Source organism: Sphingomonas epibiotica, assembly GCF_039615155.1.
GTDB lineage: Bacteria > Pseudomonadota > Alphaproteobacteria > Sphingomonadales > Sphingomonadaceae > Sphingomonas.
On record NZ_JBDGHY010000003.1, the window covers coordinates 463,678 to 481,622 of the forward strand.

Annotated in this window: 17 protein-coding genes; 12 read left to right on the forward strand and 5 right to left on the reverse strand. The window is 67.0% G+C overall.

Annotation, left to right across the window (positions count from 1 at the left end; all coding sequences use genetic code 11):
* Nucleotides 1–3 precede the first annotated feature (3 nt).
* Nucleotides 4–696 (forward strand): hypothetical protein, encoded by a 693-nt coding sequence (locus AAIO73_RS08615; protein ID WP_345877294.1) that lies wholly within the window; start codon nt 4–6, stop codon nt 694–696.
* Between the two features lie 39 nt (nt 697–735).
* The gene (locus AAIO73_RS08620; RefSeq protein ID WP_345877295.1) at nt 736–1,533 is read left to right on the forward strand and encodes a DUF72 domain-containing protein; all 798 of its coding nucleotides are present in this window, start codon (nt 736–738) and stop codon (nt 1,531–1,533) included.
* Here AAIO73_RS08620 and AAIO73_RS08625 read toward each other — a convergent pair whose 3' ends face one another.
* Together AAIO73_RS08625 and tsaD are read right to left on the reverse strand one after the other, a co-directional pair.
* A complete protein-coding gene (locus AAIO73_RS08625) occupies nt 1,534–2,508 on the reverse strand; it encodes an NAD(P)H-dependent glycerol-3-phosphate dehydrogenase (RefSeq protein ID WP_345877296.1) in 975 nt (324 codons plus the stop codon).
* Complete coding sequence (tsaD, locus tag AAIO73_RS08630; protein ID WP_345877297.1) at nt 2,505–3,545, reverse strand: tRNA (adenosine(37)-N6)-threonylcarbamoyltransferase complex transferase subunit TsaD; 1,041 nt, start codon at nt 3,543–3,545, stop codon at nt 2,505–2,507. The genes AAIO73_RS08625 and tsaD overlap by 4 nt, the downstream gene beginning before the upstream one ends.
* 288 nt (nt 3,546–3,833) lie before the next feature.
* Here tsaD and hemC point away from each other — a divergent pair, with 288 nt between their 5' ends.
* The 6 genes from hemC to AAIO73_RS08660 are packed head-to-tail and all read left to right on the forward strand — an operon-like array spanning nt 3,834 to nt 9,181.
* Complete coding sequence (gene hemC / locus AAIO73_RS08635) at nt 3,834–4,748, forward strand: hydroxymethylbilane synthase (protein ID WP_526023779.1); 915 nt, start codon at nt 3,834–3,836, stop codon at nt 4,746–4,748.
* On the forward strand, nt 4,745–5,416 hold the full coding sequence (locus AAIO73_RS08640) for a uroporphyrinogen-III synthase (RefSeq protein ID WP_345877298.1): 672 nt from the start codon (nt 4,745–4,747) through the stop codon (nt 5,414–5,416). The genes hemC and AAIO73_RS08640 overlap by 4 nt, the downstream gene beginning before the upstream one ends.
* A 30-nt stretch (nt 5,417–5,446) precedes the next feature.
* On the forward strand, nt 5,447–6,364 hold the full coding sequence (locus AAIO73_RS08645) for a hypothetical protein (protein ID WP_345877299.1): 918 nt from the start codon (nt 5,447–5,449) through the stop codon (nt 6,362–6,364).
* 11 nt (nt 6,365–6,375) lie between these two features.
* Nucleotides 6,376–7,560 carry an acyl-CoA dehydrogenase gene (locus tag AAIO73_RS08650; RefSeq protein ID WP_345877300.1) on the forward strand — a complete coding sequence of 395 codons (1,185 nt, stop codon included), beginning with the start codon at nt 6,376–6,378 and terminating at the stop codon, nt 7,558–7,560.
* Entirely contained in the window at nt 7,560–8,072 is a 513-nt protein-coding gene (locus tag AAIO73_RS08655) for a GNAT family N-acetyltransferase (RefSeq protein ID WP_345877302.1), read from the forward strand. The genes AAIO73_RS08650 and AAIO73_RS08655 overlap by 1 nt, the downstream gene beginning before the upstream one ends.
* Nucleotides 8,069–9,181: a CaiB/BaiF CoA transferase family protein gene (locus tag AAIO73_RS08660; RefSeq protein ID WP_345877303.1), complete on the forward strand. Its 1,113-nt coding sequence runs from the start codon at nt 8,069–8,071 to the stop codon at nt 9,179–9,181. Before AAIO73_RS08655 ends, AAIO73_RS08660 begins: the two co-directional genes overlap by 4 nt.
* Before the next feature lie 284 nt (nt 9,182–9,465).
* On the opposite strand, the gene AAIO73_RS08665 is transcribed toward AAIO73_RS08660, so the two are convergent.
* Complete coding sequence (locus AAIO73_RS08665; RefSeq protein ID WP_345877305.1) at nt 9,466–11,292, reverse strand: AsmA family protein; 1,827 nt, start codon at nt 11,290–11,292, stop codon at nt 9,466–9,468.
* 262 nt (nt 11,293–11,554) lie between these two features.
* Here AAIO73_RS08665 and AAIO73_RS08670 point away from each other — a divergent pair, with 262 nt between their 5' ends.
* Nucleotides 11,555–12,184: a hypothetical protein gene (locus AAIO73_RS08670; RefSeq protein WP_345877307.1), complete on the forward strand. Its 630-nt coding sequence runs from the start codon at nt 11,555–11,557 to the stop codon at nt 12,182–12,184.
* A gap of 188 nt (nt 12,185–12,372) precedes the next feature.
* On the opposite strand, the gene AAIO73_RS08675 is transcribed toward AAIO73_RS08670, so the two are convergent.
* A complete protein-coding gene (locus AAIO73_RS08675) occupies nt 12,373–12,540 on the reverse strand; it encodes a DUF1674 domain-containing protein (RefSeq protein ID WP_345877308.1) in 168 nt (55 codons plus the stop codon).
* A 60-nt stretch (nt 12,541–12,600) separates the two neighbouring features.
* Between AAIO73_RS08675 and AAIO73_RS08680 the strand changes: the two genes are divergently transcribed.
* From AAIO73_RS08680 to AAIO73_RS08690, 3 genes are all read left to right on the forward strand, one after another.
* The gene (locus tag AAIO73_RS08680; RefSeq protein WP_345877393.1) at nt 12,601–13,893 is read left to right on the forward strand and encodes an RsmB/NOP family class I SAM-dependent RNA methyltransferase; all 1,293 of its coding nucleotides are present in this window, start codon (nt 12,601–12,603) and stop codon (nt 13,891–13,893) included.
* 243 nt (nt 13,894–14,136) lie between these two features.
* Nucleotides 14,137–14,796: a ribulose-phosphate 3-epimerase gene (gene rpe, locus AAIO73_RS08685; RefSeq protein WP_345877310.1), complete on the forward strand. Its 660-nt coding sequence runs from the start codon at nt 14,137–14,139 to the stop codon at nt 14,794–14,796.
* Entirely contained in the window at nt 14,793–16,529 is a 1,737-nt protein-coding gene (locus tag AAIO73_RS08690; protein WP_345877311.1) for a heparinase II/III family protein, read from the forward strand. Before rpe ends, AAIO73_RS08690 begins: the two co-directional genes overlap by 4 nt.
* A gap of 46 nt (nt 16,530–16,575) precedes the next feature.
* Here the strand turns inward: AAIO73_RS08690 and AAIO73_RS08695 are convergent, their stop codons facing one another.
* A complete protein-coding gene (locus tag AAIO73_RS08695; RefSeq protein ID WP_345877312.1) occupies nt 16,576–17,874 on the reverse strand; it encodes a hypothetical protein in 1,299 nt (432 codons plus the stop codon).
* Between the last annotated feature and the right edge of the window lie 71 nt (nt 17,875–17,945).

Sequence of the window (17,945 nt, forward strand, 5' to 3'; positions counted from 1 at the left end):
GACATGCGTACCCGGCTGCTATTGGTCATCGCATGCGGTGTCGCCCTGCTCGGCGGGTGCGCCCGCAAGACGCCCGAGGTCGCGACCGTCGCCCCGCCGCCGATCCTGGTCCCGCCACCCGCGCCCAGACCCAAGCCGCCACAGGGGGCCGCGCCGAACCTGACCATTCCGGCGGCGACGCCCGATGGCGGCTATGCCACGCTTAACCGCGGCCTTACCCCCGACGCTGCGCTGTGGCATTTGCGCGCGGCGCTCAATGTTGCCGCGCTACAGTGCAATATCGGCGATCCGGCCGGGGTCGCGGCGTATAACCGCCTGCTCAAGGTTCATTCCGCGCGCTTCGCCGCCGCGTTCAAGGCACTGGAAACCGAATATAAGCGCGGCGGTGGCGACTGGCAGGACCGGTTCGATGACGCGATGACCCGCGTCTATAATTATTTCGCCCAGCCGCCGGTCCGCGAGCCCTTTTGCGCGCGGGCGCTGCCGATGTTGACACAGGTGGCGGAGATGCCCGCGGGCGAACTGGACGCCTTCGCCACTCCGGCGATCGCCGCGCTGGATGCGCCGTTCATCGATTTCTACCGCGCCTACAACGAATATCGCGCGGCCCTGTCAACTTGGACCGCCGCACAGCCGCCGGTGCTGACCGTCGATCCGAAAATACTGACGACTTCCAGCGACGTGACCGCCCACTGACCCTTGCCAGCATGGCCGCTACGCGACACCTTCGTCACCATGTCTAACGCTCCCATTCGCATCGGCATCGGCGGCTGGACCTTCGCGCCGTGGCGCGGCAGCTTCTACCCCGAAAAGCTGCCGCAAAAGCGTGAGTTGGAGTTTGCGAGCCACGCACTGACCGCGATCGAGATCAACGCGACCTATCACGGCACCCAGAAACCAGCGAGCTTCGCCAACTGGGCCGCGACCGCACCCGATGGCTTCGTCTTCGCTGTAAAGGCGTCGCGCTTCTGCACCAACCGCAAGGTATTGGCCGAAGCCGAGGAATCGATCGCGAAGTTCGTCGGCTCGGGCATCACCGAACTGGGCGAGAAGCTCGGCCCGATCCTGTGGCAGTTCATGGCGACCAAGAAGTTCGATGCGGACGATTTCGCCGCCTTCCTCGCGCTGCTCCCGGCAACCCATGCCGGCATCAAGCTGCGCCATGCGGTTCAGGTCCGCCATGACAGCTTCCATGTCCCTGAATTCGTGAGCATGGCGCGCAAGGCCGGGGTCGCGATCGTCCATGCCGACGCCGCCGAATATCCCGCCATCGCTGATATCACCGGCGATTTCGTCTATGCCCGGCTGGAGAATGCGGTCGAGCAAGTGGCCACCGGCTATGACGACGCCGCGCTCGATCGCTGGGCGCAGGCGGCACGGACGTGGGCGGCGGGCGGCGCGCCCGACGGTTTGCCCTATGCCGATCCGACCCCACCGCCGAAAAAGCCCCGGGAAACCTATATTTTCTTCATCAATGGGGCAAAGGTCAGGGCACCGGCGGGCGCACAGGCGCTGATCGAGCGTCTACGGTAATCACAAACCCTCGCGGCGCAACGGGCGGCTGAGCAGCGTGTCGATCACCTGCCCGACCGGCATACCGGTCAGCAGCGCGCCGACCGCTGCGGTAACCGGCATGTCGACACCGGCGTCGGCCGCCGCCTCGCACAACACCGGCGCGGTAAAGGCGCCCTCCGCCACCGTCCGGCGATCGGCCATCAGGTCGGCGGCGGCACGCCCTTGCCCCAGGCCGACGCCCAGCGAGTAGTTGCGCGACGCGGTCGAGGAACAGGTCAGCACCAGATCGCCCAGCCCCGACAGCCCGGCCAGCGTCTCCGCGCGCGCTCCGCGCGCCAGACCGAAGCGCGTCATTTCGGCGAAGCCACGCGCGATCACCGAGGCGCGCGCATTCTGGCCCAGCCCCGCCCCCTCGACCACACCACAGGCGATGGCGAGCACGTTCTTGACCGCGCCGCCGATCTCCGCACCGATCACGTCGTCGCTGGCATAGGGGCGGAAGCCCGGCGCAGCGAGCCGCTCCGCCAGCAGGTCGCGCAAACCCGCATCGGCGCAGGCGAGCGTGACGGCGGTCGGCTTGCCCGCCGCGACCTCATGCGCGAAGGTCGGGCCGGACAATACCGCGACCGGCGCCTGGGGATGCACCGCGCGCGCGACCTCGCCGACCAGCATCCGGCTGCCCGCCTCGATGCCCTTCGCGCACAGCACCAGCGCGCGTTCGCCGACATCGATCGTCGCCAATATGCTGCGCACATGCTGCGCCGGGGTTACGACTAGCAGCGCCTCGGCCGTGGCGAGATCGGAGCTGTCGGTCGTGGCACGGATCGCCGGTGACAGTGACACCCCGGGCAGGAACACTGGGTTCTCATGGCACTCGTTGATCGCGTCGGCGACGTCGCGCTCGCGCACCCACAGCGTCACGTCGCCGCCGCGTGCGGCGACCTGTGCCAACGCGGTACCCCATGCGCCGCCGCCGATGACTCCGATCCTCATGCCTTCACTCCTGCCCCGCGCACCTTTTCCGCCGTCGGATCGAGCGGCCAGCGCGGGCGCGCCGCCACGTCGAGCGAGTCGCTATGCCCGGCCATGAACCGCTCCGCCCCGGCCCAGGCGATCATCGCCGCATTGTCGGTACACAGCCACAGCGGCGGCGCGACGAAGCGGAGGCCGTTCGTCCCGGCCAGTTCCTCGAGCGCGCCACGCACGGCGCGATTGGCGGCGACTCCGCCCGCCACGACCAGCGCGCTGACCGGCCCGGCCAGTTTCAGCGCCAGCCGCGTACGGTCGAGCAGGCAGTCGACTACCGCCTGCTGAAACGACGCGGCGATATCCGCGACCGAATGTGCGCCCGCTTCGTGCGCGCGCAGCACCGCGCTCTTGAGGCCGGCGAAGGAGAAATGCGGATCGGGCGTGCCGAGCAGCGGCCGGGGCAGCGGCACCGCGCGCGCATTACCCGCCAGCGCCGCCGCCTCGACGCGTGGACCGCCAGGATAGCCGAGCCCAAGGACCTTCGCGGTCTTGTCGAACGCCTCGCCCGCCGCATCGTCGATCGTCGTGCCCAATCGACGATAGCTGCCGACGCCATCGACCTGCAGCAGTTGGCAATGACCGCCGGACACCAGCAGCAGCAGATAGGGATAGGCGAGGTCGGGATCGGTCAGCCGGGGGGACAGCGCATGGCCCTCCAGATGGTTGACCGCGACCAACGGCTTGTCCGCGGCCAGCGCCAGCGCCTTGGCCATGACCAGCCCGACCATCACTCCGCCGATCAGCCCCGGCCCCGCCGTCGCCGCAATCGCATCGACATCCGCAAGCGCGACGCCGGCATCGGCCAGCGCCCCTTCAACCAGCGAGGGCAGGATCTCGACATGCGCGCGGGCGGCGATTTCGGGCACGACCCCGCCATAGGGGGCATGCGCCGCCTCCTGTCCCGCCAGACGGTGCGACAGGATCGTGCGGTCGCCACGCACGAGCGCGACGGCGGTTTCGTCGCAGCTGGATTCGATACCGAGGATGAGGGGGTTGGCCATCGCGTCGGCCTTAGCGCGGATTGGGGGGCGGTAGGAAGGTTGGTTCACGCGAAGGCGCGATGGCACGGAGCGGAAGGTTGTTCGCGCAAAGGCGCCAAGGACGCAAAGGAAGGGGGGCTAGGGCAACCGGTTCGCGTTCGGTAGACCGTCTGGTGAGGGCTAACGACGCGGCAATACAAACGACCTCTTCGCGTCCTTTGCGCCTTTGCGCGAAACATTCTTCCTTTCTTACGCAGCCACCTGGTTCCGACCACCCTTGCCGCGAACGAACACGATGCGTAGCGAGCTATGATGACCTTCAAACTGGGCACGCGCGGATCGCCGCTGGCGTTGGTGCAGGCGCATGCCACGCGCGACGCGCTGGCGATGGCGCATCAGATCGATCCGGCAGAGATCGAGATCGTGACGATCAAGACCACCGGCGATCGGGTGCAGGACCGCGCGCTGGCCGAGATCGGCGGCAAGGCGCTGTGGACCAAGGAACTCGACCGCGCATTGTGCGCGCACGAGATCGACGCGGCGGTCCATTCGATGAAGGATGTCGAGACGATCCGCCCGACCGAGATCCGCATTGCGGCCATGCTGCCGCGCGCCGATGTCCGCGACCGGCTGATCGGGATCGCCTCGCTGGCCGAACTGCGCGAGGGCGGCGTCGTCGGCACCAGCAGCCCGCGTCGCGCCGCACAGGTGCTGCACCACCGTCCCGATGCGAAGATCGTGCTGTTCCGCGGCAATGTCGACACGCGCCTCGGCAAGCTGGCGGCTGGCGAGGTCGATGCGACGCTGCTCGCCGCTGCCGGGCTGACCCGGCTCGGGCGCCCCGATGTCGGGACGGCGATCGCGATCGACGACATGCTGCCCGCCCCGTCGCAGGGCGCGGTCGGGATCGAGGTGCGGGCGGAGGATGATCGCACCCTCGCCTTCGTCCGCGCGATCGACCATGCGCCGACGCATCAGGCGGTGCGGGCGGAACGCGGCTTCCTCGCGGCTTTGGGAGCGGATTGCCACTCGCCCGTCGCCGCGCTGGCGACGATCGCGGGCGACGTGCTGACGCTGACCGGACAGTTGCTGGCGCAGGACGGCAGCGCTGAGGTGCGCGGCAGCGTCAGCGGGGCGATCGACGATATCGACCTGCCGCGCGCCCTTGCCGAAACGCTGTTGGCGCGGGCGCCCGAGCATGTCGCGAGGCTGTTCGCGCGATGACCCTGCCGATCGCGGTGTTGCGTCCGGAACCGGGCAATGCCGCGACCGCCGTTGCGATCGAGGCACAAGGTCGGCGGGCAATCCGCCTGCCGCTGTTCAGGATCAAGGCCTTGCCATGGGACGGTCCCGACCCGGGCGCCCATGACGCATTGATCCTGACCAGCGCCAATGCGGTGCGCCACGCCGGACCGGCGCTGTCGCGCTATGCCGCGCTGCCGGTGCATGCGGTCGGTGCGGCGACGGCGGCGGCGGCGCGGGCGGCCGGATTGCGACTGGTCGCGACGGGCAGCGGCGATGGCCGGGCACTGCTCGATGCGGCGCGGGCGGGCGGGGTGCGGACGGCGTTGCTGCTGACCGCGCGCGAGCGGGCGGTCGCGTCGCATCCCGCGGTGACGGCGATCGAGGCGGTCTATGCCAGCGAAGCCATCGAGCGGGTCGATCCTGCTCCGCTTGCCGGATCGATCGCATTGGTCCATTCGGCAAGGGCTGCGGCAAGACTGGCCGAAATCGTCCCTGATCGCAGTCCTATCGCGGTCGTCGCGATTTCCAGCGCCACTGCGGCGATGCTGGGTGACGACTGGCGGGCGGTGACGGTGGCGGCACGGCCCGACGATGCCGCGGTCATCGCCGCCGCCATGACCCTTTCCGACACGCTCGCACGCGATTGACCCGGCGGACGGGCGCGGAGATAAGGCGGCATGACCAGCGAAGACGCGTCCTTTGCGACGACCGGCGGCCCGTACCGGCCGCGACGAAGCCGTGGATGGCTGCTTATCGCCATTCTCGCCTTCCTGATCGGCATCGGCGCGACGCTGGCGGTGCTGCGTTATGTCGGCCCCCGGCTCGGCTGGAGCGGGGCGACGCAGAGCACGACGCCGGTCGCGCAACCGACGCCCGCCGCGACGCCGCAACCGGTCGCAGCCACCGCGCTGCCGATCTTGTCGGCACGGGAAGCGGCACTGGCGGCGCGGATCAGCGAACTGGAAACGCGGATCGTCGGACTCGACACCAGCGCGCGCAATGCGGCGGGCTATGCGACGCGGGCCGAGGACATGATGGTGATCGTCGCGACCCGCCGGGCGCTCGATCGCGGCCGTCCGCTCGACTATCTCGAGGGGCAGTTGCGCGACCGCTTCGGCGCGAGCCGTCCCGACGCGGTCCGCACGCTGATCGCCTCTGCGCAAAACCCGGTGACGCTCGACGATCTGCGTAGCGCGCTCGACGCGGTCGCGACGCCGTTGATCGCGGGCCGTTCGGGCGAAGGCTTCTGGGACGGGCTGCGGCGCGAATTCGGCCAGTTGATTGTGTTGCGCCAGGGGCCGACGCCCAGCAGCCGTCCGATCGACCGGCTCGACCGCGCGCGCCGGCGGCTGGACACCGGGCAGGTCGAACTGGCGATGGCCGAGATCGAACGCATGCCCGGCGCCGCCAGCGCTCGCCGCTGGACCACGGCTGCAGGACGATATGTAGAGGCGCGCAAGGCGCTGATCGACCTCGAATCGGTCGCGCTGACCACCCCGCGCCCGGCGCCTGCCGCGCCGCCGGCACCGGTGCAGGCCGCACCGGTGCAACCCGATTCCCCGGTCGCCGCCGATCCCGTCGACCCGACGCTGTAAGGAACGAGAACATGGCCGAGATGGGCCGTTTCGACTGGCAAGACCCCTTCGCGCTCGACGCGCAACTGACCGACGAAGAGCGCATGGTCCGCGACGTGGCGCATGGCTATGCCCGCGAGAAGCTGTTGCCGCGCGTCACCCGCGCGTTCCTCGACGAGGATTTCGCGCGCGAGATCATGTCGGAAATGGGCGCGCTGGGGCTGCTCGGCCCGACGATCGATCCCGAATATGGCGGGGCCGGCCTCGGTTATGTCGCCTATGGACTGGTCGCGCGGGAAGTCGAAGCGGTCGATTCGGGCTATCGCAGCGCGATGAGCGTCCAGTCGAGCCTCGTGATGCATCCGATCAACGCCTATGGTTCGGAGGAACAGCGCCGCAAATACCTGCCCAAGCTGGCGAGCGGTGAATGGATCGGCTGTTTCGGGCTGACCGAGCCCGATGCCGGGTCGGACCCCGCGGGGATGCGGACGCGGGCCGAGAAGATCGATGGCGGCTATCGCCTGTCGGGCGCGAAGATGTGGATTACCAATTCGCCGATCGCCGATGTGTTCGTCGTCTGGGCCAAGTCCGACGCGCATGACGGCAAGATCCGCGGCTTCGTGCTGGAAAAGGGGATGAAGGGGCTGTCGGCACCGAAGATCGAGGGCAAGCTGTCCCTGCGCGCGTCGATTACCGGCGAGATCGTGATGGACGGGGTCGAGGTCGGCGAGGATGCGCTGCTGCCGAATGTCGAGGGGCTGAAGGGGCCGTTCGGCTGCCTCAACCGCGCGCGCTATGGCATCGCCTGGGGCACGATGGGCGCGGCGGAGTTCTGTATGCACGCAGCTCGGCAATATACGCTCGACCGCAAGCAGTTCGGGGTGCCGCTGGCGTCGAAGCAGCTGGTGCAGCTCAAACTGGCCGACATGCAGACCGAGATCGCGCTGGGGCTGCAGGCGGCGTTGCGCGCGGGGCGGATGTTCGACGAGGGGACGCTGGCGCCCGAGGCGATCTCGATCATCAAGCGCAACAATTGCGGCAAGGCGCTGGCCATCGCCCGCACCGCGCGCGACATGCATGGCGGCAACGGTATCGCGGCCGAATTCCATGTGATGCGCCATGCGATCAACCTCGAAACGGTCAATACCTATGAGGGCACGCACGACGTCCACGGCCTGATCCAGGGCCGGGCGATCACCGGGATCGCTGCCTTCTGATGGATCGCCAGCCGGATTTGGTGGGAGAGCTGGTGCGCGTCGCGCCGACGGTGCCGGCGGACTACGCCGCGCTGTATGCGGTCGCGGCGGACCCGACGATCTGGGACCAGCACCCCGCGCATGACCGCTGGCAGCCGGACGTGTTCCGCGCGTTTTTCGACGAAGGGCTGGCCGGGGGCGGGATGCTGACCATCCGCGATGCGGGCGATGGCAGCGTGATCGGGTCGAGCCGCTATGGCCCCTGTGACCGCGAAGCCGACGAGATCGAGATCGGCTGGACCTTCTTCGCGCGCGATCGGTGGCGGCGGGGCTATAACCGCGAGACCAAGCGGCTGATGATCGACCATATCGCCCCGTCCGTGTCAGCGATCACCTTCCATATCGGGCAGGACAATCGCCGGTCGCGCACCGCTGTCGAGGCGCTGGGTGCGACGTTGCGTCCCGGCACGATCGATGTGCCGCGTGGCGGGCGGATGGTCTCGCACGTCGTCTACGAACTGCGCCGCGCGTGAAGCCGCTGGCCGGGGTCCGCGTGGTCGAGCTGGCGCGGATCCTCGCCGGGCCATGGTGCGGACAGTTGCTCGCCGATTTGGGGGCGGAGGTGGTGAAGGTCGAGCGGCCGGGTGCCGGCGACGACACCCGGCATTGGGGGCCGCCCTTCGTCACCGCGCCTGATGGCAGCAACCGCGACGCCGCCTATTTCCATGCCGCCAATCGTGGCAAGCGGTCGGTGGCGATCGATATCTCGACGCCAGAGGGGCAGGCGGAGGTCCGCGCGCTGGTCGCGGAAGCCGATATCGTCATCGAGAATTACAAGGTCGGCGGCCTTGCCAAATACGGCCTCGACCACGCTGCGCTGTCGGCGGTGCGGCCGGGGCTGGTCACCTGTTCGATCACCGGTTTCGGGCAGGACGGCCCCTATGCCCACCGCGCCGGTTACGACTTCATCGTCCAGGCGATGGGCGGGGCCATGTCGCTGACCGGCGAGCCGGACGGACCGCCGCAAAAGGCCGGCGTCGCCTATGCCGATATCTTCACCGGGACCTATGCCGCGGTCGCGATCCTCGCGGCGCTGCGCCGCCGCGACCTGACCGGCGAAGGGGCGCATATCGACATGGCGCTGCTCGACACGCAGGTCGCGGTGCTCGGCAACCAGGCGCTGAACTGGATGGCGAGCGGCGTCGTGCCGACGCGGATGGGCAATGGCCATGCGAACCTCGCCCCCTATCAGGCGTTCGAGACCGCCGATGGCGCGCTGATCATCGCGGTCGGCAACGACCGGCAATTCGCGCGGCTGTGCGACGCACTGGGGCTGGAATTGCACCGCGACCCGCGTTTCGCGACCAATCCGGCGCGGGTGGTCCATCGCCGCGACCTGATCCCGGCGGTGCAGGCGGCGGTGGCGACGTGGCGCAAGGCCGATCTGTACGAGGCGCTGGAGGCCGCCGGCATCCCCGCCGGGCCGATCAACGCCGTCGACGACGTGTTCGCCGACCCGCAGGTGGTGGCCCGGGGCATGGCGATCCGGCCCGACGGTCTGCCCGGCCTTGCCAGCCCGATCGTCATCGATGGCGAGCGAATGGTCGCCGAGCGCGGCGCGCCGACACGGCCGGACGCCTGATTCCGGCGCCAAAGTTCACGAAGTTCACACTCGCACGCATTTTGTTGCGTAGCGTTCGCAACAGCGCATGTCTGGCTAGCGGCCGATCCAGCTTACTGGAAACGCCGGTGCAACGAAGGCTGCGACTTGAAGCGGGTCTTGCCCGTGCCATCATTGGGAGACTCCAGCCTCCGCCGGGATGACGTCTGGTTCCATCCAGACAGATGAGGATATTGGGCGGCTGAAGGGGCGAATGGAACCGGCATGTCGGCGATCCTGCCGCTGGCGGGACAAGTAGGAAAGCGCTAACCCAGCACCCGCCGCACCAGCGCGCCGCAATCGGCATTGCCCGCGCGCGGGGTATCGTCGCCGCCGATCGCACGGCCGAGCATGCGCAGGATGCCGCCCGCGCTCTTCACGCCCGGCGGGATGCGGATGTCGGGGTCCTGGATGCGGCCGCCGATGCGGACCGGTTGATCGAGATGCAGCAGCGTGCGTTGTTTCGGCGTACCGGTCAGCGCGATCGAAAGGCGTTCGTCGGACAGGCGCACCACTCCCTGCCCCCGCGTCTGCGCGCGCGAAGTGTCGATCAGCAGCGGGTCGATCCGGCCGACGCCGTTGGTGACGTTCAGCCGCAGCCCGAGGCAGCGCAGCCGCGCGCGAGCATCCTCGTCGGTGGTCAGCCCGCGCGCGACATCGGCGCCGAGCAGCGACGCCATCTTCGCCGGCAACGTGCCGCCCGCCGCCGCAAAGCCGATCATGCCGTCCGACCGGCCGATCGCGTCGCGGATCGTGTCGCCGCTACCGACCAGCTTCAGCCGTGCGCGGAGCGGCGCATCGACCGGGGCGCCGCCGGCGAAGGTCGAGATTCGCGAATCGACCAGTTTCAGATCGAAGGTCGCGCGGGGCGTCGTCCGCTCGCGCTGGTCGACCACCACCTGCCCCGTAATCCGGCCCTGTGCCAGCCGCACGGTCAACGGGGCGACGGTCAGGCGGCTGCGATCGATCGCAAGCACGGTATCGAGGCCGCGCAAACCCGCCATGTCAAGCAGACGGTCGACGCGGATCGCCAGCCGCCCGTCGACGCCGCCCATCTTCTCCAGATTGATGCGGGTGCCCGGCACGACACGCGGGCCGATGCGTCGTTCGATCGCGATGGCACGGGCGCGGCCTTCGTCGGTGGCGAGGTCGTCGAACGACAGGTCGGCGAAATGCAGGCTGCCGTCGATGTTCGTCCGGTCGCCCTCCTTGCCGATCGTCGCCTTTGCGGACGTCAGGCTCGACCGGCCGATCGTGCCCGACAGCCGTTCGATCACCCAGGTCGGATCGTCGTGGCGGACGCGCGCGGTGAGCCTGACCGGCTGGGTACCGAACAGCCCGGCCTCGATCAGCGCGTCGAGCGTCTTCAAATCGTTGGCGCGCGCGGTCAGGTCGACGGTCATGCGGTTGGTGCCGAGCGGTGAGGCCATCACCCCCTTGGCATCGACGGTGATCGTCGGGCCATCGACCCGCGCCCGGAACGGCCAGGGTCCGTCGCCACGGATAGTCGGTCCGGTCAGTGCGACCTGCACCGGGCGTTCGTCGATCGCGCCATCGCCCTCGGCGCGGAAGCCGTTGGCGTCGGAGGCGACGGTGACGGCGAAGCGACGGTTCTGCACCGCGTCGCGATAATCGATCACGAGGTCGCGGATCGACAGACTGGTGATCGCCGCCGCCGAGCTTTTGTCGCCGCGCTTGTCGGGCTGCCAGTTCTTGCGGCCGTCGCGCGTGCGCACCATCGCGACGCGCCCGCCGTCGATGGCGAGTGCCTGGAGATCGAACTTGCCGCGCAGCAATGGCAGGACCTTGAAGCGGAAATCCACCCGTTTCAGCCGGACCAGATCGCCGGTTCCAGCCCAATGCGGCTGGGCGATGGTCAGGTCGCGGACGATCAGCGTCGGCGAAAAGGACAGCGGCTCGACCCGTTCGATCGTGCCGATCGACACGTCCGACCCGAAACGCTGCGCGAGACGCGCACTCACCCGGTCGCGGAGGATGCCCCACGGAAAGGCGGCGAGAATCAGCAGGATGAGGAGTGCGAGGCCAAGGGTGCCGCCAAGGATGAACCGCCACGGGCGCGCGAGCCTGACCATCTTGCGATAAGTCGGAACGGGGGCGTTCGTTCCATGGGCGCAATGGAATCGCTAACGATGCGCGTAGCCAGGTTCATGGCGGTGGCGATGCTGCCTTCCCAATTGGGATGGTGAAATGGGAAGCGTCGGAACTAAGCGCAAGAGATTTGCCGATAGTAAAGAGTCTGGCGAACAGCTTTGCGATTGCGCATTATCACGTTTGGTTAACCACGTTACACTATTTTGCTGATCAGCAGGGACAACAGCAAAGCGGGGCAAGGGAATGACGATATCAGTTAGCGACTTTTCCAAGGTCACCATCTTGCACCCATCGAAGGTATCGACTGCCGGTGCCGCATTCGCGAACGCCCTGTCCGAAGCGAAATCGACAAATAGGATGCCCTCGGGAGATCGGGAAGAGACTTCTTCAAAGGCAGCAACTTTATCGGATAAGTCATTGACGACTAGTGCGGTATTCGAAGAGGCTTCTTGGAACCGCCTCATGCAAATACCCGAAAACGAACGAAGGTTCGCCGTCAAGAAGCAGGCTGATGCGATCAGTGCATCTCAGGGGCTTCCATCTGGTAAGTACGACTATGAACACATGACTGTCGGGCAGCTATCCGTCGTGAGGGCCAACATGGTTCAGAACCTCGGCTATACGTCGGAACAGCTATCGGCAACATGGAGCATCGGACTCCAAAAGGCCGATGGAGGAACATCATTTGGAAGTGCTATCGATTGGACGACACCTAGAAACATAGTTGGGGAACTGACCCGTGATCGTGATCGGCTTGTCAGCACCAACGACTTTGTGAACGCCAAAATCTATGACGCCTCGATCCTGGCAATGAAGAACACGTCTGCTTCAACAGCTAGTAATGAGTGGCTGTTTAAAACCGCCTCCAACTGAGCAATTTTCTCGGAAGCCTACCAAAGCGCGCTCCACCAATCTCGAAAGAAACACTACCGAGGTACCGGCCGCACAGAATGCGATTAAGCCGCCTTCTTTTGCCGTGTTTCCTAAAACCTGTTCCCGAACGCCTTTCCCAAAACGTCCGGTCCGATATGCGGAAACGGGAATGCCGATACCCTCCCCCCTTAGAAATCGACAGCAATCCCCTTGTGCGTCCAGTCGCCATAGCGCGTCGGACTCAGCCCCAGCGGATCGTCGCTGTCCGATTTGGGCGGGATCGGTTCGGGCGTCGGCACCGGCGGCGATTTGGAGAGGTGCGCGGGTGGCTTCACATGCGGGGGTCGGTTGCCCATAGGAGACTCCATCACGGTTCGTCAGGATGCACTTGGCGGACCAGCAACAGGATTCAAGTGATCGATCGACCAACTTCGCCGGATCGCCGCCGCGCGGCCCGGCCCCGCCTCGCCCCCGAACCGCCGGGCGTGCCCGCACGGCGGGCTGCGCTCCGGCTGCTCGATGCCGTCATCCGGCGTGGATTGCCGCTGGAGGCGGCGCTGGCCAGCGCAACGCAGGAACTCGACCGGCGTGAGGATCGCGGGCTGGCCCATGCTATCGCGGCGGCGGTGCTACGGCGGCTGCCCGATCTCGACGCACTGATCGACAGTGCGACGCAGCGGCAATTGCCCGACGATGCCAAGGCGCGGTTCGTGCTGCGCATCGCGCTGGGGCAGGCATTGGTGCTGAACACCCCGCCGCATGCGGCGATCGCGACGGTGCTGCCGCTGGTCGATGGCGGGCCGCGCAAGCTGGTGCATGGGGTGTTCGGCACGTTGATGCGCGGCAATGCGCGGCTGCCCGATGCGGCGACGTTGCCCGCCGATACCGATGCCCGCTGGTGCGCGGCATGGGGCGAGGACATGGTGATCGAAGCGGCGCGCGCCATCGCGCAGCAGCCGCCGGTCGACCTGTCGCTGAAGGGTGAGGCCGGGCCGGAGGGCGAGGCGCTGGCGGCGCATCACCGGCGGCTGCACGATGGGGCGTCGATCCCCGACCTGCCCGGCTATGCCGAGGGCGAATGGTGGGTGCAGGATCTGGCGGCGTCGATCCCGGCGCGGCTGCTGGGCATGGGGCCGGGCAGCGCGATCGACCTGTGCGCGGCGCCGGGCGGCAAGACGCTGCAACTGGCCGCCGCCGGATGGGACGTGACCGCGCTCGACAATTCGGAAAGCCGGCTGGGGCGGTTGCGCGAGAATCTGGAGCGGACCGGGCTGACGGCGTCGGTGGTGACCGGCGATGCTTTGGTGTGGAAGCCAGCGGCGCCGGCCAATGCGGTGCTGCTCGACGCGCCGTGCAGCGCGACCGGCATCTTCCGCCGCCATCCTGACGTGCTCCACCGGGTGCGGCCGAGCGTGATCGCCGAGACGGCGGCACTCCAGGCACGGTTGCTGGCACGTGCGGCCGACTGGGTGAAGCCGGGCGGGCGGCTGGTCTATGCCACCTGTTCGCTCGAGCCCGCCGAGGGGGAGGCGCAGTTGACCCGGTTCCTGGGCAGTCGCAGCGATTACGCGATCGAACCAGCGACGGCGGACGAACTGCCCGTTGGCGTCGAGCCGCACCGCGAAGGCTATGTGCGGACGCTGCCGGGAATGCTGGCGGACAAGGGCGGGATGGACGGGTTCTTCATCGTGCGGTTGCGGCGTTCCTAGGGAGGATTGGTTCACGCGAAGGCGCAAGGGACGCGGAGAGGTTGCATGTCTGGCCGCGGTAGCGGCTTTCAGCAGCGGGGGTCTTCCGATCGCGGTCGGGTCGCCCGTGACGCAACCCCTTCGCGTCCTTCGCGCCTTCGCGCGAAACCAAATTCTTCTTCTTCCGCGCCCGCGCGAACCAATTCTTGCTTCTTCTCCTACCCTTCCCTTGCCGCATGATGAGACCATGCTAGGACGCATTCCATGCAACCGGTCCGCATCGCCCCCTCCATCCTGTCCGCCGATTTCGCCAAGCTGGGCGAGGAAGTCCGTGCCATCGATGCCGCCGGCGCCGACTGGATCCATATCGACGTCATGGACGGGCATTTCGTCCCCAATCTGACGATCGGCCCGGCGGTGGTGAAGGCGCTGCGCCCGCATAGCGCCAAGCCGTTCGACGTCCATCTGATGGTGTCGCCGGTCGATCCGCTGGTGGAGGCGTTCGCCGAGGCGGGGGCCGATATCCTGTCGGTTCATCCGGAATCGGGGCCGCACCTCCACCGCACGCTGCAGCGGATCAAGACGCTGGGCAAGCGTGCCGGGGTGGTACTGAATCCGGGAACGCCGGTTGAGGTGGTCGACCATGTGCTCGACCTGACCGACCTGTTGCTGGTGATGAGCGTCAATCCCGGCTTTGGCGGGCAGAAGTTCATCGACAGCCAGTTGCGCAAGATCGAACAACTGCGTGCCCGCATCGACGCGACCGGGCGGGCGATCGACTTGCAGGTTGACGGCGGTATCGATCGTGCGACCGCGCCCAAGGCGATCGCGGCGGGGGCGGACTGTCTGGTCGCCGGCACCGCGACTTTTACCGGCGGCCCCACCGCCTATGCCGCGAACATCGCCGCATTGCGGGGCGCATGACCCCGCCCCAGCCGATCGACGAACCCCGCGACGGCATCGACGTCGGCAAGAGGCTGGTCCGGCAGGGCGGCGGCACCGGGCTGTCGCTGTCCGAACGAATTGCCGAGAAATTACAGCGCCTGGCATGGCGCACGCCACTGCACGGCCTCAGGCTGAAAGGGCGGCATCCGCTTAAGCTGATCGCGATCGCCGACGACCCGTTTCTGGGCGATCTGGCGCGCGGACAGGCGATGCTGGCGGGGCAGTTGATGTTCCGCGGCGAAAGCGTTCCGATCGACCGGCTGGGGCTCGACCGGCCGAAATTCTCCGCCGCCTTTGCCGAGCATCTCCATGGCTTTGCGTGGCTGCGCGACCTGTCGAGCGTCGCGCCGCGCGTGACGGCGGTGCCGATTGCCGAGACGCTGATGCTGCAATGGCTGAACGCGCATGGCGACCGGGTGTCGGAACCGGCCTGGGGCCCGCATCTGACCGGGCGGCGGCTGCTGTTCTGGATCGCGCATGCGCCGCTGATCCTGTCGTCGACCGACCTCGTCTATCGGTCGCGGGTGCTCAACACCATCGCCCGCGCCGCCCGGCATCTGGACGGCGAGGCGGGCAAGGCCCCGGCGGGCATCCGCGCAATCACCGCATGGGCGGGGGTAGTCGCGGCAGGCCTCGTCATTCCGGGCGGCGATCCCCGGCGCAGCTTCGGCGAGCATGGTCTTGCGCGCGCCCTGACCACCGGCGTGTTCGAGGATGGCGGCATCGTCAGCCGGTCGCCCGCCGATCAGCTCGACGTGGTGATGACGCTGACGGCACTCCGCGAAATCTATGCCGCGCGCCGGCTCGACGTGCCCGAGGCGCAGCAACTGGCGCTGACCCGGATGGTCGCGGCGCTGCTGGGCGTGTGTCACGGCGAGGGTGGCCTCGCCTGCTGGCAGGGATCAGGGCCGGTCGATGGCGATCGCATCGCCGATGTCGTCGCCGCGACCGGGGTGCGCACCCGGCCGCTTCGCCATGCCAGCGACTGGGGGTATCAACGGCTGGCGGCGGGGCGCACCGTGCTGATCGTCGATTCCGCGCCGCCGCCGGTGGCGCGGGCGGCGCGCGAAGGCTGCGCGTCGACGCTGGCGTTCGAACTGTCCGATCATGGCCAGCGGATCGTGGTCAATTGCGGCGGCGCGGCGGCAGCGGCGCTGACCCTGTCGCCCGAGCTGCGCCGCGCGCTGCGCACTACCGCGGCGCATTCGACGCTGGTGCTCGACGATGCCAATTCGACCGCGATCCATGCCGACGGTTCGCTGGGCAAGGGCGTCGGCGTGGTCGACATGGCGCGGCAGGAAAGCGACGCGATCAGCCGGATCGAGGTCGCGCATGACGGCTATGCCAAGCGTCTGGGCTTCCAGCATCGCCGCGTCCTGACTCTCTCCGCCGATGGGCGCGACGTGCAGGGCGAGGACATGCTGATCCCGACCGGCCGGCGCGGGCGCAAGGGCGACACGAGCTTCGTCGCGCGCTTTCACCTGGCGCCGGGGATCGAGATCGCGCCGACGCCGGACGGGCAGGCCGCGTTCCTGCGCGTGCCCGACGGGCCGGTGTGGCAATTCCGCTGCAAGGGGGCGACTCTGGGCGTCGAGGAAAGCCTGTGGATCGACGATGCGGGCATGCCGGTCGCGACGTTCCAGCTGGTGCTGTCGGGCGCGACGCCGGCGGGGGGGCATGACTTTTCGTGGCGGTTCCACCGGGCGCGGTAGGAGCGGACACTTCGCAATTTCTCTGTTCGCAGAATGAACGACACCCTCAAGACGGGGACGGCATCGCTATACCGGAGTATATGCAACGTTCTGTCGGCAAGTCGTAGAATTTGATCTTCAGCTTGCCCTTCTTAGTTCGTGTAAAGTGTACCGCAGGTAACATCACCCAGCTGTATCCCGGCTTTCCGTCGACCTTGGTAACCGGCAGCTTCGGGAACGTTGAAAAATTCCGAAAACCATAAAGACGGGCACTATCCAAGTACACGTTCGTGACGACCGAGGCTAATTTCAAGGACGGTGGATACATTCCACACGCTTCTATCCACAAGGCTCGACCATCGGGCGCGACCAACGCACGAACCGGAATCGGTTCACGCGTAGCGGAAGCATCTGCAACCTTTACCTCATCGATCTGCGATTTTAGCGAAGCAAGTGACGGGCGCACACTCGAAGTCGGGACGCTCCCCCCGTTAAAGGATTTTGCCATTTCGCTTATTCGCGCCGCATATTCCCGGTATCGGAACAGCGTCCTCGCGGCTTCAGCCCAGAACGAAATCTCGTCTTCGTTGACGATCTTGGGTATCCGCTTCTGATTTTCCAATTCAATCAACCGAACCAAGGTTCTGTCGTGCAAATATCGTAGCCACTTCCTTGCAGCTTGGGGGTCCCTCTCGAGCACCTCCTCCGCCAAGACGAATCTCGCCCCTGCGGCGTCACTACGATCGCTTTGCGCCAGCGTTTCGAGATAGGGTCTCAAACCTGCACGGTCGACATTACCCAAAAGGCTGTCGTCGATACCATCCGACCATTGCTTTGCCGGGTCGAGACCCAAATGGATGCGGAATCTGAGATAATAGCGGCGCGCTAGTGCAGGGTCCTTCACGCCGGCAACTCCAGATCGATAGGCATACGCCAACCATTCTAGACCATTGAAGACGCCTCGACGGTCGTTAGGCGTTTCTCCCATCAGATACTTCAGAAGGGCAACTGCTTCCTTGGGACGGGCAGGACATTTCAAAAAGGAATGTCCATCCATAATTCCGTCGTGAGATTCGATGGCCGGCGCCAGAAGGGCCTTCGCTACCGTGTAAAGGTCGTGGCCAGCACGCTCGTCGAGCAAATCCGATGCGGAAGACAGCAATGCAAGTCGCGGCACTAAAGACGCAGGACCGATAAGGCCTTCCTTGCCGACCTCAACCCAACCACCGGTACAGGAGGAAAGCGCGTCGGAAATAACGCGAATGCTTTCCTGCGGCATTGGCGGCGAGGCGCTTGCCTGCACGGGTAAGGCGAAAGCTGCCGCTATCGCCAAAATAAGGAGCCTTATCGATCCGATTACGTGCATGACGCCGTAATAGACATCCGGCGGTTACCAGCCAGTCCAAACCGTCGCAGCGCGAACATTCCCGTGTCTTT

Excerpts from the sequence above, each read along its gene's own strand:
- AAIO73_RS08615 (WP_345877294.1), top strand. The coding sequence starts at position 4 with ATGCGTACCCGGCTGCTATTGGTCATCGCATGCGGTGTCGCCCTGCTC.
- AAIO73_RS08620 (WP_345877295.1), top strand. The coding sequence starts at position 736 with ATGTCTAACGCTCCCATTCGCATCGGCATCGGCGGCTGGACCTTCGCG.
- AAIO73_RS08625 (WP_345877296.1), bottom strand. The coding sequence starts at position 2,508 with ATGAGGATCGGAGTCATCGGCGGCGGCGCATGGGGTACCGCGTTGGCA.
- tsaD (WP_345877297.1), bottom strand. The coding sequence starts at position 3,545 with ATGGCCAACCCCCTCATCCTCGGTATCGAATCCAGCTGCGACGAAACC.
- hemC (WP_526023779.1), top strand. The coding sequence starts at position 3,834 with ATGATGACCTTCAAACTGGGCACGCGCGGATCGCCGCTGGCGTTGGTG.
- AAIO73_RS08640 (WP_345877298.1), top strand. The coding sequence starts at position 4,745 with ATGACCCTGCCGATCGCGGTGTTGCGTCCGGAACCGGGCAATGCCGCG.
- AAIO73_RS08645 (WP_345877299.1), top strand. The coding sequence starts at position 5,447 with ATGACCAGCGAAGACGCGTCCTTTGCGACGACCGGCGGCCCGTACCGG.
- AAIO73_RS08650 (WP_345877300.1), top strand. The coding sequence starts at position 6,376 with ATGGCCGAGATGGGCCGTTTCGACTGGCAAGACCCCTTCGCGCTCGAC.
- AAIO73_RS08655 (WP_345877302.1), top strand. The coding sequence starts at position 7,560 with ATGGATCGCCAGCCGGATTTGGTGGGAGAGCTGGTGCGCGTCGCGCCG.
- AAIO73_RS08665 (WP_345877305.1), bottom strand. The coding sequence starts at position 11,292 with ATGGTCAGGCTCGCGCGCCCGTGGCGGTTCATCCTTGGCGGCACCCTT.
- AAIO73_RS08670 (WP_345877307.1), top strand. The coding sequence starts at position 11,555 with ATGACGATATCAGTTAGCGACTTTTCCAAGGTCACCATCTTGCACCCA.
- AAIO73_RS08675 (WP_345877308.1), bottom strand. The coding sequence starts at position 12,540 with ATGGGCAACCGACCCCCGCATGTGAAGCCACCCGCGCACCTCTCCAAA.
- rpe (WP_345877310.1), top strand. The coding sequence starts at position 14,137 with ATGCAACCGGTCCGCATCGCCCCCTCCATCCTGTCCGCCGATTTCGCC.
- AAIO73_RS08690 (WP_345877311.1), top strand. The coding sequence starts at position 14,793 with ATGACCCCGCCCCAGCCGATCGACGAACCCCGCGACGGCATCGACGTC.
- AAIO73_RS08695 (WP_345877312.1), bottom strand. The coding sequence starts at position 17,874 with ATGCACGTAATCGGATCGATAAGGCTCCTTATTTTGGCGATAGCGGCA.